Source organism: Lawsonibacter celer (assembly GCF_014281125.1).
Classification (GTDB): Bacteria; Bacillota; Clostridia; order Oscillospirales; family Oscillospiraceae; genus Lawsonibacter_B; species Lawsonibacter_B celer.
The window spans coordinates 269788-285974 of sequence record NZ_JACOEA010000003.1 but is presented as its reverse complement, the minus strand read 5'-3'; the positions used below and the strand labels follow the sequence as shown (position 1 = coordinate 285974).

At 57.5% G+C, this 16187-nt stretch carries 12 protein-coding genes; 6 read left to right on the top strand and 6 right to left on the bottom strand.

The genetic code is table 11. The features are described 5' to 3' along the window. Positions 1 to 31: 31 nt before the first annotated feature. From H9Q75_RS08000 to H9Q75_RS07985, 4 genes are read right to left on the bottom strand one after another with little or no spacing between them, the layout of a single operon-like run. Positions 32 to 1372: a TRAP transporter large permease gene (locus tag H9Q75_RS08000; RefSeq protein ID WP_186565899.1), complete on the bottom strand. Its 1341-nt coding sequence runs from the start codon at positions 1370 to 1372 to the stop codon at positions 32 to 34. Positions 1373 to 1402: 30 nt separating this feature from the next. After that, positions 1403 to 1912 carry a TRAP transporter small permease gene (locus H9Q75_RS07995; RefSeq protein WP_186565897.1) on the bottom strand — a complete coding sequence of 170 codons (510 nt, stop codon included), beginning with the start codon at positions 1910 to 1912 and terminating at the stop codon, positions 1403 to 1405. 40 nt (positions 1913 to 1952) lie between these two features. Then, a complete protein-coding gene (locus H9Q75_RS07990) occupies positions 1953 to 3017 on the bottom strand; it encodes a TRAP transporter substrate-binding protein (RefSeq protein ID WP_186565895.1) in 1065 nt (354 codons plus the stop codon). 31 nt (positions 3018 to 3048) lie between these two features. Further along, positions 3049 to 3525 carry a VOC family protein gene (locus tag H9Q75_RS07985; protein ID WP_186565893.1) on the bottom strand — a complete coding sequence of 159 codons (477 nt, stop codon included), beginning with the start codon at positions 3523 to 3525 and terminating at the stop codon, positions 3049 to 3051. Between the two features lie 639 nt (positions 3526 to 4164). On the opposite strand from H9Q75_RS07985, the gene H9Q75_RS07975 reads away from it, so the two are divergent. Together H9Q75_RS07975 and H9Q75_RS07970 are read left to right on the top strand one after the other, a co-directional pair. Continuing rightward, the gene (locus H9Q75_RS07975; protein WP_341480921.1) at positions 4165 to 5979 is read left to right on the top strand and encodes an FtsW/RodA/SpoVE family cell cycle protein; all 1815 of its coding nucleotides are present in this window, start codon (positions 4165 to 4167) and stop codon (positions 5977 to 5979) included. Continuing rightward, positions 5966 to 7339, top strand: coding sequence for a penicillin-binding transpeptidase domain-containing protein (locus H9Q75_RS07970; protein ID WP_186565889.1), 1374 nt, complete (start codon positions 5966 to 5968; stop codon positions 7337 to 7339). Before H9Q75_RS07975 ends, H9Q75_RS07970 begins: the two co-directional genes overlap by 14 nt. A 53-nt stretch (positions 7340 to 7392) precedes the next feature. Here the strand turns inward: H9Q75_RS07970 and H9Q75_RS07965 are convergent, their stop codons facing one another. Both H9Q75_RS07965 and H9Q75_RS12785 read right to left on the bottom strand, forming a co-directional pair. After that, positions 7393 to 8697 carry an acetyl-CoA hydrolase/transferase family protein gene (locus tag H9Q75_RS07965; protein ID WP_186565887.1) on the bottom strand — a complete coding sequence of 435 codons (1305 nt, stop codon included), beginning with the start codon at positions 8695 to 8697 and terminating at the stop codon, positions 7393 to 7395. 156 nt (positions 8698 to 8853) lie between these two features. Next, on the bottom strand, positions 8854 to 10722 hold the full coding sequence (locus H9Q75_RS12785) for a sigma 54-interacting transcriptional regulator (protein WP_186565886.1): 1869 nt from the start codon (positions 10720 to 10722) through the stop codon (positions 8854 to 8856). Positions 10723 to 11118: 396 nt separating this feature from the next. Here H9Q75_RS12785 and H9Q75_RS07955 point away from each other — a divergent pair, with 396 nt between their 5' ends. The 4 genes from H9Q75_RS07955 (at position 11119) to H9Q75_RS07940 (ending at position 16159) form a co-directional block, all read left to right on the top strand. Then, positions 11119 to 12288, top strand: coding sequence for a thiolase family protein (locus tag H9Q75_RS07955; RefSeq protein ID WP_186565884.1), 1170 nt, complete (start codon positions 11119 to 11121; stop codon positions 12286 to 12288). 18 nt (positions 12289 to 12306) lie between these two features. After that, a complete protein-coding gene (locus tag H9Q75_RS07950) occupies positions 12307 to 13284 on the top strand; it encodes an enoyl-CoA hydratase/isomerase family protein (protein ID WP_186565882.1) in 978 nt (325 codons plus the stop codon). A gap of 32 nt (positions 13285 to 13316) precedes the next feature. Next, on the top strand, positions 13317 to 14765 hold the full coding sequence (locus tag H9Q75_RS07945; RefSeq protein WP_186565880.1) for a sodium:solute symporter family transporter: 1449 nt from the start codon (positions 13317 to 13319) through the stop codon (positions 14763 to 14765). Positions 14766 to 14899: 134 nt separating this feature from the next. Further along, the gene (locus tag H9Q75_RS07940; RefSeq protein ID WP_186565878.1) at positions 14900 to 16159 is read left to right on the top strand and encodes an acyl-CoA dehydrogenase family protein; all 1260 of its coding nucleotides are present in this window, start codon (positions 14900 to 14902) and stop codon (positions 16157 to 16159) included. The last annotated feature ends 28 nt before the right edge of the window (positions 16160 to 16187 follow it).

Here is a 16187-nt window from a genome sequence, read left to right as displayed (position 1 = left end):
GGCGGGATCAACAGGGAACAACCTGAGCCAGTCAGCTTCCCCAGGCGGATAGGGTCTTTACCAGATTCGGCAGGAAGGTGGATATGGGCTCGATATATGTAACGGCCATCAGGACGATCAGAAGGACTCCAATCATAGGGACAAGCCACTTGAACATTTTTTCCACCTTGATGCCGCCCAGGCGGGCGCCTACGAAAAGGTTGACGCCAACGGGAGGCGTACACATGCCAATAACCAGGTTGACCACCATAATGACGCCGAAGTGAACGGGGTCGACGCCCAGCTGGGTCACAACGGGCAGCAGAATGGGGGTGAGGATGATAATGGCGGCCAGGGTTTCCATAAGCATACCCACAATGAAAAGGAAAACGTTGATCAGCAGTAGCACGACATACTTATTCGTGGACAGGCCAAGGATAATCTGAGCCACCGCGGTGGGAACGTGCTCCATGGTGAGTACCCGGCCAAAAGCGGTTGCACAGGCGACCAGAATCATGACCGTACCGGAGGTAAGGACCGATTTGCGGAAAATACCGGCTAGATCCTTGAATTTGATCTCCCTGTAGACAAACAGACCGATTAGAATGGCGTAGACCGAGGCGACCACGGCAGCTTCGGTGGGAGTAAAGATGCCGCCATAGATACCGCCCAGGATGATGACGGGGACCATCAGGGACCAGATGGCTTCTTTGGTCGCCTTGCCCAGGCTGGGTAATTCCTCCTGGTCACCGCCGCCCTCGGCCAGCATGGCCTGCTCATAGCCTGGGGTGCCTGGCCCGAAGCCATGGCGTTTGGCAATGAAACGGTTGTAGACCATCAGCGCTACGCCCATGAGAATTCCGGGTACAATACCGGCCAGGAATAGCTCTGTAATCGACAACTGTGCGCTGACGCCGTACATAATAAAGGAGAGACTGGGAGGGATAATCGGCCCCAGAGCGCCGGCGCAGGAGGCCAGTGTACAGGAGTAGGAGCGGTCATACCGCTCTTTGATCATGGCGGGAATCATAATGCCGCCGATACAGGCTACAGTGGCTGGGCCGGAGCCGGAGATGGCCGCGAAAATCATGCTTGCGAATACGGTTACCATGCCAAGAGCACCAATCTTCTTGCCCATGCAGACACGGCAAAACATGATCAGCCGCTTGGAAATGCCGCCCTCCATCATTACGTCGCCGGCCAGGATAAAGAAGGGAACGGCAAGCAGGGTGAAGGAGTCCACGCCGCTGACAAAGGACTGTACCACGATGTCCACCGGCAGGGGGGACATGAAGAACAGGTAGGCAAAGCTGGCCACACCCAAGGAGATTGCCACCGGGACGTTCAGAACCAGCATCACCGCAAAAATTAGGATAACCAAAAGGCCTTGCATAGGTTCACCACCCTTACTATTCTGACTTTTTTAAATTTCCAGCGCGCCCTGGTTGAGATACTGATCCGGATGGCGCAGCATTTTGACCGACAACTGGATCAGCCGCAGCGCCATGATGAAGTGGCACACGGGAATGGAGGCATACACATAGGCCATCTTGATATGCAGGCCCATGGATATCTGGCCGGAGCGCCAGATATCCACTGTGTAATGGAAGCCATAATAGGTGATGCCCAATGCATACAGCAGGAAAATAAGATTGCTCAAAACCATAACGTAGATGCGTGCTTTCTTGGGGAAGAGATTAAGGGCCGCGTCAATCTTGATATGGGCGTTGTGGTAGATGGCTACACAGGCGGTTAAGTACACAAACCATACAAACAGATAGCGGGAGAGCTCCTCCGACCAGGAATTGGGCGGCAGCCAGGGCAGAAAACGCAGAATGACCTGCAGGGTGAGGACGATGAGGATAATCGCCATCACGACGGCGCCCACGTTTTCTTCAATCATGTTGTAGAATTTTTCTTTTTTTGTTTGCATTTCCAACTCCATCCTTTGTCAGCAAAACAGGGCGGTTGACTTACTTGCCGAGAATACTCTTTACGGTGTCAATCGTCTCCTGGCCGGCCACGTCGGCGTAGTCGGTGTATACCACGGAGGTCGCGCCTTTAAAGGCCTGCAGCTCTTCGTCGGTGTATTCCCGGATTTCCATGCCCAGCTCGGCGAGGTTCTGAAGCGCCTCGGCCTCAAAGTCCTTCTCGTATTGCCGCACGCCGTCCAGATAGATCTCCATGCTCTCGTCAAAAATCTGCTTGAGGTCGTCGGGGAGGGCCTCGTACCAGCTGTTATTCACGATGGGGACATGGAGCAGGGGGATGACATGCACCACGCCCATGTACTTCTGGCACTCATAGAAGCGGTCGGAGACATACAGGCCGGTGGAGGTCATCATGCCATCCACGGTGCCCTGCTGGCAGGCGGTAAAGAGCTCGCCGTAGTTGACAATGGTGGCGCCGGCGCCGGTGGAGTTGACAATAGCCATCTGCAGGTCGGAGCTCATGGTGCGGATTTTCTGGTTGAACAGATCATTGGGCGTATTGATGGGGCCTTTGTTGGTGGAAATCTGGCACCAGCCCAGATTATAGCCGCCGTAGGCGCGCACGCCGCAGGCACTGGCCAGCTTCTCGGACAGGCCGTCCATAAAATCGCTGTCGCATACGGTGTACAGCTCGTCGTCGTTTTCGAACAGGTAGGGATAGTCAAATACCTGATATTCCTTGATGTTGCCCATGGCATACAGGGAAGAAGTGGGAACGGATGTGGCCTGTACGATATTCTGCTGAACCTTCTCGGCGTCTTCATTGTTAGAATTTGACAGCTGCTTGTTACCAAAGATATTGACCACAATCCGGCCGCCGGACTTCTCCTCCAACGTCTCCTTCAGCAGGGTCCAGCCCATATGGATGGGGTCGCTCTCAGAGGCAATATGGGAAATATTGAACTCATAGACAGTACCGTCACTGGAGGGCGCGGGCTTGGAGGTTTCCTTGTTGCCAGAAGGGGTGTTGCCGCTGCTGCCGCAGGCGGCCAGGCTCATAACCATGGCCAGAACCAGTGCGAGGATGGAAAAAGAGCGCTTTTTCATCTTATCGATTCCTCCTATATTAAATCTTTTTTCATGTTTTATGACGGAAGTGGGCCTGCTCTTTGATTTCGTAAACCATGCCTGCGACTTCGTCCCAGGCATAGAAACAGCGCCGATACCCATTTTTTTCGTCCTCAGTCTCCGCTTCAAAAATAAAAGGGACACCGGACTTGGAAAAGTGGTCTTTCCAATAATCGTAATTGTCCACCCGATAGGCGATGTGGTGCATTCCGCCGGTTCCACTCCCGACAAAATCGCGGTGGACGCCGTCGCCGGAGACCCATTGGATGATTTCCAGACCGGTATCGTGGCCTGGAATGGAGCCCATGGCGATCTTCAGATGGTAGTTTTCAACGCGCCTGCCATAGGACCAGGCGTGCAGAGGGCGGTAGTCGTAAAACTGAAATTCAATCGTGGGAAACTGTTCTTGCAGATGTTTGACCACCGGGTCCAGATTGCGCACAAGGAAACCGACGTGCTCAATGCCGTACTTGTTTAGAACTTCCATGTTATCCTCCTCCTTTTTCATGCTTGTAAAGGTGAGAGCGGCTGAACGATTGATACCTCCTCTCCAGTTGATCATGAAGCGGCAGTGCGTTTATGCGATGTGGGCCGTCCCGGTGAGACGGGTGCCTGTATCGGTTCCAGGCTGGCAAAAAACAACCGCGTTTCCGGCGCCGGAAACGCAAAGAAGCTGTACAGCTTCTTTGATAAGCCTTATGGTCACTTGTTTATAGGAGGGGGTGGGTAATCCAGGCAAATGGAGCTCTCGCATTTTAATAAAGCAAGAATAATGCCAACATGGGAAAAAGAGTGGTAAAACGATAAAACGCTGCAAAAGATTCAGAAAAATATGTAATATGGAGAAAAATTGGCACAAATAGATGGCGGGATAACGCTGTGGCAAAAGAGCATCTGGGGCAAAAATTATGGGCACATGTGACAAAGAGAAGCAGAAAATGCGCCAAAAAGACACAAAAAGGATTGCATGAGTGCCCATCATGTACAGGCCCTCAATGGCCTGGGAACGGGGCGAAAAATGTAAAGATTCTCTAAAACTTTCCTGAAATCGGCCTTTGACAGGGGATGTGCGCTTTTTTTCTCCGGGGAAATATGCTATACTGCCCGGAAAGGAGGTGAGCGCTTGGTGAATTTGCTCTCACTGCCACAGACGCTGATGGATCACCTCTCCGGCCTGCTGGCCGCCAACCCTATGTTCGGCGCCTGGTATACCACGATTGTGCGCTTTGTGTTTCCCGTTCTGGCGCTGCTGATTTTGATCCGGACCATCCGCTCCCTGCTGACGGTGCCCCATGTGCCTGAGGTGTGGGCCTATCTGACTCTGCCCAATGGGGCCAGCGAGCCGCTGACCCACTGGGAGAATATTCTGGGCCGGGCCGGGTCCTGCGACGTGCCCCTCAACTACCCGGTGGTCTCCCGGCAGCACGCCGCCCTGATCCGTGCCGAGGATGACACCTGGACCGTGTACGACCTGGAGTCCAAAGGGGGCGTGTCGGTCAACGGCCAGAGGGTGGAGGGGGAGGCCCCGGTGAATTACGGCGACGTACTCTCCCTGGGCGGGGTGGAGACGGTGCTGCTGCCCCTCTCCCCGGAGGAAAAGCAGGAGCGCCGCCAGCGCCGCCGGAGGGAGGAGCGGCCGGTGTCCCCCTGGCTGGGCCTGCTGCTGCTCACCCTGTTCCAGGTACTCACGGCCATTCAACTGGTCATCAGCGAGGGGGAGCGGGCCACGGTGATGATCCCCCTGACCTTCCTGTGCCTGACGGCGGTGATGTGGCTCTACTTTCTCACCCTGCGCGCCCTGCGGCGGGTGGGCTTTGAGATGGAGACCATCGCCTTTTTTCTCTCCACACTGTCTCTGGGGGTCACGGCCTCCTCCAATACGGCCGCCCTGTTCAAGCAGTTTTTGTGCGTGGTGCTGGGGATACTGGCCTTTCTGGTGCTGGGCGTTTTTCTGCGGGATCTGGAGCGGGCCAAGAAGATCCGCTGGCTCATGGCCGCGGCGGCCATCGGATTGTGCGGGATCTCTCTGGTGCTGGGACAGATCAAATACGGGGCCGCCAACTGGATCACCATCGGCGGGGTGTCCGTCCAGCCCTCGGAGCTGGCCAAGATCTGCTACATCTTCGCCGGGGCGGCCACCCTGGAGCGGCTGTTCCGCAAGCGGAACCTGGGGCTGTTCATCGTGCTCACCGGCGCGTGTCTGGGCTGTCTGGCCCTGATGAGCGATTTTGGCACCGCGGCCATCTTCTTTATTACATTCCTGGTGATCGCCTACCTGCGCTCCGGCGACTTTGCCACCCTGGCCCTCATCTGCGGCGGCGGGGTGTTCGCCGTGCTCACCATGCTCTCCCTGAAGCCCTATATCCTGCGGCGATTTTCCACCTGGGGCCACGCCTGGGAGAACACCACCTGGGGCGCGGGCTATCAGCAGGCCCGCACCATGTCCGCAGCCGCCTCGGGCGGCCTGGTGGGGGTGGGCCCCGGGGAGGGCTGGCTCCACAATGTGGCCGCCGGGGACACGGACCTGGTGTTCGGGATGCTGTGCGAGGAGTGGGGGCTGATCATCGCCATTCTGGCGGTGCTGTCCATCGTCACCCTGGCGGTGTTCGCCGTGCGTGCGTGCCGTGCCGGGCGGTCCAGCTTTTATATCATCGCCGCCTGTGCCGCCACCTCCATGATGGTGTTTCAGACCTGCCTGAATGTGTTCGGAGCAGTGGATCTGCTGCCCCTCACCGGGGTCACCTTCCCCTTTGTGTCCAACGGGGGGACGGCCATGCTGGCCTCCTGGGGGCTGTTGGCCTTTCTGAAGGCCACGGACACCCGGCCCAACGCCAGCTTCGCCATCCGCCTGCCCACCCGGGGGGAGGACCGGCGGGGCGCCCAGCTGGCTCAACGCCGCAGGCCGGAGACAGGAGAGGAGGACGGCTGTGAAGAAGATTGAACGCCGGGCGCTGTTCTGCCTGCTGCTCTCCGCGGCCCTGGTGCTGGGGCTGTGCGTGTTTTCCTTCCGCTTCGTCCTGCGGGGCGGGCGGTGGGCCTCCTTTTCCGGGAACCGGCACCTGTACAACAGCAAGGGCCAGCTCTCCGTGGGGCGGGTTCTGGACCGGGACGGAGATGTGCTCTCCTGGCCGGAGAAGGACGGCTCCCGCCGCTGGTACGACGGGGAGACCGTGCGCAAGGCCACCCTCCACGCGGTGGGCGACCCCAACGGCTATATCGGCACCAGCGCCCTGGTGGCCTTTGCCGACCGGCTCTCCGGGTACAACCTGCTCACCGGCGCCTATTCCCCCCTGGGGGAGGGCAACGACCTGTACCTGACCATTGACGCCCGCTATAACTACATCGCCTACAACGCCCTGGGCGGCAAAAAGGGCGCGGTGGGGGTGTACAACTACCAGACCGGCGAGGTGCTGTGCATGGTCTCCTCCCCGACCTTTGATCCGGAGAGCCCGCCGGAGATTGCAGAGGGGGACGAGCGCTATGACGGCGTGTACCTCAACCGCTTTCTCTCCGGCGCCTTTGTGCCCGGCTCGGTGTATAAAACGGTCACCCTGGCCGCGGCTCTGGAGCAAATTCCAGACCTGTATGAGCGGCGGTGGACCTGCACCGGCTCCACTGTGGTGGGGGACGGGGCGGTCACCTGCCCCCATGCCCATGGGGAGCAGGACATTTACGACGCCCTGGCCAACTCCTGCAACGGGGTGTTTGCCCAGCTGGCCGCCGAGCTGGGGGCGGCTGCCCTGGAACAGTATACTGAAAAGGCCGGGCTGACCAGCCGCTATACCGTGGACGGCATCCGCACCGCCGCCGGTCAGTTCGATTTCTCCAGCGCCACAGAACACCAGCTGGGCTGGGCGGGGGTGGGCCAGGACGACGACCTGGTCAATCCCTGCGCCCTGATGGTGTACATGGGGGCCATTGCCAACGGCGGAAAGGCCGCTGTGCCCCGCCTGGTGCTCAGGACGCAGAGCCCTCTGGGCCTGCCGTCCCTCCCATCGCTTACCAAACACACCAAGACCCTGGTGGAGGCCGACACCGCCGGCGCCCTGGCGGAGATGATGGCCCGAAATGTGGCCGAGACCTACGGCACGGGCCGTTTCCCCAATATGGATCTCTGCGCCAAGTCGGGCACGGCCGAGGTGGGAGGAGGGAAGGCCCCCAACGCCTGGTTTGCCGGCTTCCTGCGGGGGGAGGACACCCCCTACGCCTTCGTGGTGCTGGTGGAAAACGGCGGCGGCGGCTCCGATGTGGCGGGCACTGTGGCCGCCCAGGTGCTGGACGCTATTGTCAACGGGTATTAAATGGAAAAGAGCCCCTGACGGCAGCTGCCGTCAGGGGCTCTTCGCATATGGGGTCAAATGATCATGCTACGCTGTTTGGCCTCAAAGGTCAGCTCATCCCGGAATTTGGGATGGGCAATGGAGATGAGGGCCTTTACCCGCTGGGACATGGAACGGCCCCGCAGGCGTGCGATGCCATACTCCGTGACGATCATGTCCACCTCGTTTTTGCCGGTGGTGACCGCTGAGCCGGGCGTCAGTATGGGTTTGATTTTGGAGAGCGTGCCCCCCTTGGCAGTGGAGGAGAAGGCGATGAAGCTCTGGCCGCCCCGACTCATGGTGGCACCCCGCACAAAATCAAGCTGGCCGCCTGAGCCGGAGTAGATTTTGATCCCCATGGTCTCGGCACACACCTGTCCCAGGAAGTCTACCTCCAGCGCAGCGTTGACGGAGACGAAATTGCTGTTTTTGGCAATGTTGTAGGGGTTGTTTACTACATCCACCGGCAGGATCATCAGGGACGGGTTGTGATTTACATAGTCGTAAATGCGCTGGGAGCCAAAGGCAAAGGTGGCCACGGTCTGTCCCCGGTAGGTCTCCTTTTGGGAATTGTCCGCCGCGCCGCACTCCAGCAGCTCGATCATGCTATCGGTGAGCATCTCGGTGTGGATGCCCAGGTGGTGCTTGTCCTTCAAAGCCATGCCCACCGCATCGGGAATGGCGCCGATTCCCAACTGCAGACAGGCACCGTCCGGGATTTCTTCGGCAATCAGACCGCCGATGGTCAGGCTGGCCTCATCCAGCTCGGCGGTGGGGAGGGCGGACAGGGGGTAGTCAGCCTCACACACGCCCGCCACCTGGGAGATGTGAACCTTGGGTGCGGCGGCGCAGTAGGGCATCTTCTGGTTGACCTCCACCAGGATCATGCGGGCTGTCTCAATATAGGCCCCACAGGCGGAGCCGGTTACGCCCATGCTGAAGTAGCCGTGGGCGTCCATGGGAGAGACAGAGACCATAAACACATCGGTGTCGAGATAGTTGCGCACCAAGGCGGGCTGGTCCCAATAAGTAAAGGGCAGAAAATCGGCCAGACCGCCGTTAACGGCCTTGCGGCTGAGACCGGAACAGAACTGGCAGATGGGGCGCAGATTCTCTGCATATTTGGGGTCCTGGTAGCACAGAAGAGGGTAGAGCTCCAGACCGGTGGTGATAGAGCAGCCGTGGATGTTGTTGGCCTGGCAGCGGCGGTTTAAGGCTTCAAAGATGGTTTTGGGCTGCGCCAGGAACAGATCGGTTCTGATCGCGCTGTTGTCCGGAATACAGGCAGCCAGCTGATCCGCGGTCATTTGCTTTTTCTGATAAAGCTCTTGTGGGTTCATTCTCTTACTCCTGCCTTCTCAATCCAAAATTTGAGTGTTTGCTGATAGGAAATATCGTACCATAAAAGCAGCCCGCGGTCCAGAGAAGAGAGCGTCTTTTCCACAGCAAAAGCCCCCGCAGTCCCGAGACTGCGGGGGCTTTTGCTGTGGAAAAGACTATTTTTCTTTAATCCGCCGCCAGAGGGTTGTGGGGCTGATATTCAGGGTCTGCTCTACCGCCCTGCGATCGCCGTGAAAATGCTCCAGGAGCAGGAGTACAATATCGCGGTTCATTTCTTGATAAGTCCCAATGGGGACGGAGATCGTATTGTCGTCTGCCCCATGGTCCGCAGCGTCGGAGGGCTGAGTCAAATCGCGGAAGGCATCATGAAAGGCCTGCACTGTGATGGCGTCGCTTTGGGCAGTGGCAACCAGCCGTTCCATGAAGGCGTACAACTCCCGGACGTTTCCGGGCCATGCATAATGTTCCATTTCAGACAAGCACTGCGCAGGCATTTTAAAGCGTTTCGGATAGGGCAGGGAGATATTTTGCAGATAGGAACTGATCAGCGGAGCGATATCGTCCGGCCGGCTTCTGAGGGGTGGAAGCTCCAAAGGGAGAATGTTGAGACGGTAGTAGAGATCCCCTCTGAACTGGCGCTCTGCCACTGCTTTCCGAAGGTTCCGGTGTGTGGCGGAGATAATGCGCACATCAATGGCGATGTTGCTGTCGCCACCCACCCGGCGAATCTCCTTCTCCTGCAGGACGCGCAGCAGCCTGGCCTGGAGCTCAGGCGGCATTTCGCCGATTTCGTCCAAAAAGACGGTGCCGCCGTTTGCAACCTCAAACAGGCCCAGCTTTCCATCTTTCCGCGCATCGGTAAAAGCGCCCCCTTCATAGCCGAACAGCTCAGACTCCAGCAGCTGGGGCGGAAGCGTTGCGCAGTTGATTGCAAGGAAGGGCTTTCGGGCCCGAGGGCTGGCATTGTGAATGCTCTGTGCAAACAGCTCTTTTCCGGTCCCACTCTCCCCGTGAATGAGCACCGGGGCGTTGGTCCTTGCAAAGAGTTTGGCTTTTTGAATCAGAGATTTGATGTGAGTGCTCTCTCTGACAATGTCATGAAATTGATATTTTGCAATAAACCCCTTCTTGAGCAGCAGACGCCGCGCCTGCAGTTCGGTATCCTGAATGTTTTTCAGCTTGTTCAGGACATAGAGCGTGCCCATGAAATTGGAGTTTTGGGACTGTACGGGAAGATATTGAACCAGAAGCTCCTGGTCGAGATACTTAATCAGCTCCATCTTTTTGGTGCACCGGCTCAGCTGTTCAATCACAGGATACTTTTCCGCAAGGGACTGAAAGTGGTGCCCCTCCAGCTTGGAGGCGGGAAGCTCCAGCAGCTCTGTGGCACGTTCATTGACAAGATTGACCAGTCCGGTGCGGCTTAAAATCAGATATCCGCTGTCGGAGTTCTCCACAATGGAGGTCAGCCAATCACGGCGCTCGGCATCCTTGGCCTGTATTTTCAGCATATTGGCGGCATTGAGAATGGCTTCCTGCATATCACCCTCTTCGGTTTTCATCAAAAAGGTATGCAGTCCGCTCCTGGAGGCCCGAGCGATCATACAGCTGGCTGAGCTGACCACTGTATCGCAGCCGTCGCGGATGAGGATTTCCAGGACCTCCGGCATTAAGGACAGATCCGCGGCCTGATAGCGATTGACCTTGATATTCAGTATTTGCTGAACAATATCCAGATCATAGACGCTGGCGTCCTTTTGTGTTTCATTATCGTATTCCACAAAGGCGATCTTATTGCCCACGGTCTTTGCAAGATGAAATGCCCGGATCAGATTGTACGTTTTCAGATAGAGGGGAATCACGGGTACGGAAAGATACGGACGAATAAAGGCGGCCGTCTTGCTGTTGGCAATGATGGCCTCCACCCGTTCCTGCTCAATCATCTTGCGGGCCACCTCAATTGCGAGATCCAGCACACCCATTTTAAAAATAAGCTGGCAGCCCTCCCAACCCTGCAAATGCATAAAATCCTTTTCCATGCTTGAGTAGTGAGATAAGATACCGATCCGATACATTTCTGAATGCCCCCCTGAATGACAGACTCAGCCGCTGGCGACCTTTCTTTTGAACTTACCAGATACGAGGAAAAATGTCAAACTGCATGCATGTGCGCTCGATTACAAATTTGAAATTGTGTGAATTGCACGGATGAAATTTTCTGGAAGGGCGGCACCCGGTCAGGCGGGCCGATTGGCCACAGGCCATCCTGAATTTTCTGTTGAAACTCCAGTGGATTGCGCGGTCGGATCCACAGGAATTGGGGAAGTTGGCACAGAAGTTGCTTGGTAGTCAGAACGACAGGAATTTTTTCGTTTGAAAAAATATGTAAGGGAACGTCGAAAAATTTGGGAGTGATATTTTTGGAGAACAGAAAAGGGAAAACCGCCGTCATTGTAGCCTATGGCCGCTCCGCAGTGGGAAAGGCAAAAAAGGGCGCGCTGAGCCAAGTGCATCCAGTCGATTACGCCGCTGAGGTCTTGTCCGGCGTACTTGACCGGATTCCCCAGCTGGACCGCCGGCAGATTGACGATGTGATCGTCGGATGCGCCAAGCCGGAGCAAACGCAGGGCACCAATGTGGGCCGGGTCATCGCCCAGCGGGCCCAGCTGCCGGACGAGGTGCCTGGGCAAACGGTCAACCGATTTTGCTCTTCCGGGCTTCAGGCGATTGCGACCGCGGCAAACGCCATTATGGCCGGACAGGCGGAGGTTATCGTGGCCGGCGGTGTGGAGTCCATGAGCAGTATTCCCATGGTGACCGACCCCAGCTTCCGCAATCCCTGGCTGGTGGAACACGGAAGCGCGGTTTATATGCCGATGGGGATTACGGCTGAGAACGTGGCCGCGGATTACCACGTCACCCGGGCTGAGATGGACGAGGCTGCGGCCATAAGTCATACAAGAGCTGAACTGGCCCAGGATTCCGGCGCATTTGAACGGGAAATTATCCCGGTTCATTACGTGGATGGAAACGGGACAGAGCGGGTTTTTGACAAAGACGAGGGTATACGGAGGGGGACCACTGCGGAGGGCCTGGCCGGCCTGAAGCCCTGCTTTCAGGAGGGCGGTGTTGTGACCGCCGCGACCTCCTCCCAGACCAGCGACGGCGCCGGCTTTGTAGTGCTGATGTCCGAAGAAAAGGCCGCTGAGCTTGGAGTGCACCCGATTGCCAGATTCCTGGGCTACGCGGTGGCCGGTGTGCCCGCCCGCGTGATGGGCATCGGCCCCATGAAAGCTATTCCCAAGGTGATGAAGCAGGTTGGCCTGACGGTAAATGACATGGATGTGATTGAGCTGAACGAGGCTTTTGCTGCTCAGGCAATCCCGTGCCAGAAGGAGCTGGGGCTTAATCCGCAGATTGTAAATCCCCGCGGCGGCGCTATGGCGCTGGGGCATCCCTTGGGCGCAACAGGCGCGATCCTGGTGTGCAAGGCGCTGTCCTACCTGCAGGACAACGGCGGCAGGTATGGCCTGGTCAGCATGTGCATCGGCGGCGGTATGGGCGCTGCCGGAGTGTTTGAACTGCTGTGAGAAAAGGGGGGGAACAGGATGCTCCATCTGAGTGAGACAGAAATTACAGCTTCCATCAGGGATGCCGCGCTGCACGATCTGGGCGGCGGCATCTGCTGTCTGGAGTTCCGGTCCAAGGGCAACAGCATCACGCCTGCCATTAAGGAGTTTCTTCTGGATCTGATGGAAAGGGATCTCCTCGGGTTTGACGGAATGGTAATCGGCTCTGAGAGCAAGCACTTTTCCGCCGGTGCCGATCTGAGTGCCATGCTGGACAAGATTAAAAGGAACCGGTTCGATCTGTTTGAGGACAGCGTGAATTACTTCCAGCAGATGAATGTCCAGGTAAAGCGCTACGGCAAGCCGATTGTGGCCGCGCCCTATGGCATGACGCTGGGGGGCGGGCTGGAAATCGCGCTTCACGCCCATGCCCGTGTGGCGCGGGAGAAGAGCTATATGGGTCTTGTGGAGGTGGGCGTCGGCCTCCTCCCAAGCGGCGGCGGCACCAAGGAGACTGCGCTGTGTATGGAAGGCCTGGACCCGGAGCAGGACAGCGAAAAAATCTGCGCGCTCTACGATCGGCTCCTGCTCGGTACGGTCTCCCAAAATGCCGCCAACGCCGCCAGGCTGGGGTACCTGAACGCTGCCGACAAGGTGGTCGCGGAGGCCTCCGGGCAGTTAGATACGGCCAAGGATCTGTGCCGGCATATGGTTGGGCGTCCCCCTGCGGGCAGGGAACAGGTTCGGGTGACCCTGCCCGGCCGGGCTGCCTACATCCAAATGGCTGCGCATGCAGAACAGCTTCTGGAGGAGGGCAGAATTGCGCCTCACGATCTGTATATTGGCCGGCATATTGCGCGGATCCTGGCGGGCAGCGATACCTCGGGCCCGTCGGAATACACGGAGCAGCAGATCTTGGATACCGAGCGGGCGTGCTTTATCGACCTGCTCCGGCACCCCAAGACGCAGGAACGCATTGAGATGTTCCTGAAGACCGGTCAGAAACTGCGGAATTAAGATCCCCCAAAAATTGTGTTGGAGTGAGTTTTGTGCAGATAATATCGTTGGCCGTAATCCTAGTATATATCGTTGGGACAACCGTTATCAGCGCCTTGTTTGCCAAACGGAACAAGGACTCCGGAAAGTACCTGACTGCGGATAAGAGCCTGGGCACAATGATGATCGCCGCCCTAATCTTCTCTGAAATCGTTGCCGGGTCCGGCACAGTGGGCAACGCACAGACAGCCTTTAACAGAGGGCTTTCCTCCGTCTGGGCCCAGTGGGGTATGGGCATCGGCTGCTTCCTGTTTCTGCTCTTGGTGCGGAAGTTTTACCGTGCCTTCCGTGAGCGCAGGGGCCTCATGACCATTCCGAACTGCTTTGGCTACATGTTTGACCAGCGCTCCCGGGTGCTGATGATCTTCGTGGTGGCGGTTGTCTATATCATTTTCTATTCCTCCCAGCCCGTGGCGGCAGCTGGAATTCTGGCCCCGCTGCTGGGGACGGAAAATACCACCCTGATCGCGTGGATTGTCACAGCGATTTTCGTGATTGTGGCAATGGTGGGCGGTATGTACGGCATTGCCGCCGTCGGTATCCTCCATAGTGCCATTATGTTTGTTGGCTCCGCGGTGATTGCCATACTGGCCGTGCACCGTGTCGGCGGCTGGGCGGAGCTACAGAGTGCACTCCCCACTACATACTTCAGCCTTGCACAGCCCTCCCTGGCGACCACGCTGGCCAATGCGCTGGGAACTGCCATTTCCTTCCTCGCGGCGGCTAACATTACCAACGCGTCTTTCAGTGCCAAGAGCAGCGGTGCGGCGACTAAGGGGACGCTGCTGGCTGGCATTCTCGTGTTTCCCTTTGCGCTGATGCCCGCCATCACCGGTATTTGCGCAAAGCTGGTTATGCCAAATATTACATCCTCCACTGCGCTGGTATCTATGGCAGAATATCTTGGGCCGGCGTTTTCCACCATCATTTCCCTGGCGGTCCTGGCCGCAATCTGGTCCTCCGGTCCGGCACTGCTGCTGATCGTCGGCGGCTGTGTGGCAAAGGATCTCTATGTGCCGTTTATAAACCCAAAGGCGACGGAAAAACAGCAAGTCTGGTGCTCACGGACTGTGGTTCTGATTGCTGCGGCCGTGGCCACTCTGCTGGGCTTGAATGCCACTTCGATTCTTAACCAACTGCTGGGCGCGCTTCAGATCCGCTCGGTGGTCGGCATTGTCTTGGTCGCGGCAATTGTTTGGAAGCGGGTCAGTGCAAACGCCGCCTTTTGGTCCATGCTGGGCGGCGGCGTGGTTGCAATGGCCTGGTTCTTCGGAGGAAAACCCTTCGACATTGAGCCGCTTTGGCCAGCCGCTGTTGTGTGCCTTGTGATTCTTATCCCCATGACGCTGATGAGCAAAGAGAAGGTGTCCCCCGGCTACCTGCGCTATCAGGAGGCGGTGCGTGAGATGGAAGAAGAGGCAGCCGCTGAGCGCGCCCACTGACCGGCGGATTCCGACGGTCAGATCGGATAGAATCCTTCAATAGACGGAAAGGAGGGGATGCGAACAAGCAATAACGCAGCCCTGCAGGTAGAGAGAAAACAAACCAAACCAGAAAAGGAAAGGAAGGACAAACCATGGCATATGATTTTTTGATGAGCGAGACTGGGAAAAAATACCGTGATATCGCCCGCGAGGCAGTGAAGGCGGTGGATCCGCAGTATATCAAGGATATGGATCAGGAGAAGATTAAGTATCCGAAGGAGCTGATCCGCCACTTTGCCAAGCATGGCCTGATTTGTACCATGATTCCCAAGGAGTATGGCGGCCAGGGACTGAAGTGGGAGGATGATATTATCATCCAGGAGGAGATCGCTACTTTGGGCTACATCGTGATGTGTGCCACTGGCGTGACTGGTTGCCTGGTTCCCCACTGCATCAACTCCTTTGGTACCGAGGAGCAGAAGCGTAAGTACCTGCCCCGGCTGGCCACCGGTGAGATTTTCGGAGCGGAGTGCCTGACCGAGCCCCGCGGCGGTTCCAACCTGTTCGGCGCCACCACCTCCGCGGTCAGGGATGGCGACGGCTGGAGGCTGAACGGTCAAAAACGCTTCATCGTGGGCGGTGATGCTGCCGACATTATGCTGGTTTATGCCTGCACGGATCCTACAGCCGGTCCCAAGAAGCGTCTGACGGTGTTTATTGTGGAGCGTGAAATGGGCGTCAAGACCGACTATCTGTACAACCTGATGGGCTGCCACGGCGGCGGGACTGCCCGCGTCGTGTTTGACAACATTTGGGTCCCTGACTCCGCCGTGCTGGGCGAGGTCAACGGCGCCTATGACGTCTACGAAGAGATGATGATTCCTGAACGTTTTGGTACCGCGGCCATGACTATTGGCGCCGTGCGTCCTGCTCTGGAAGTTGCCACCGACTACACCGCCAAACGCAAGGCGTTCGGCCAGGTAATCAACCGCTATCAGGGCGTGAGCTTCAAGGTGGCCGAGTGTGCCCAGATGTTGGACGTGTGCCGCTCCTACATCTACACCACCGCCCGTGCGGTGCAGGCTGCTGACCAGCTGGACGGCCAGTATGTGCGCCGCCTCTGCTCTCAGGCCAAAAAATTTGTTACCGAGACCTGTAAGAAAATCGCCAACGACTGTATGCAGGTCATGGGTGGTATTGCTTACACCGATGTGTATCCTGTTGAAAAGATCATCCGCGATCTGGCTCTGGCCACCATCTGGACCGGCAGCAACGAGGTCATGTCCATGATCTGCCAGAAGCAGTGGTATAACGAGCGCAAAGCCGCCCTTGCCGCCGGACTGACCCGCAACTGCGAGTACGATTGTGTCAGCGCCATTGAGGGCGAGAGCGAGAAGGATTACGGCGACTAATCTGACCTTCGGACACGCTTCCGCAGCG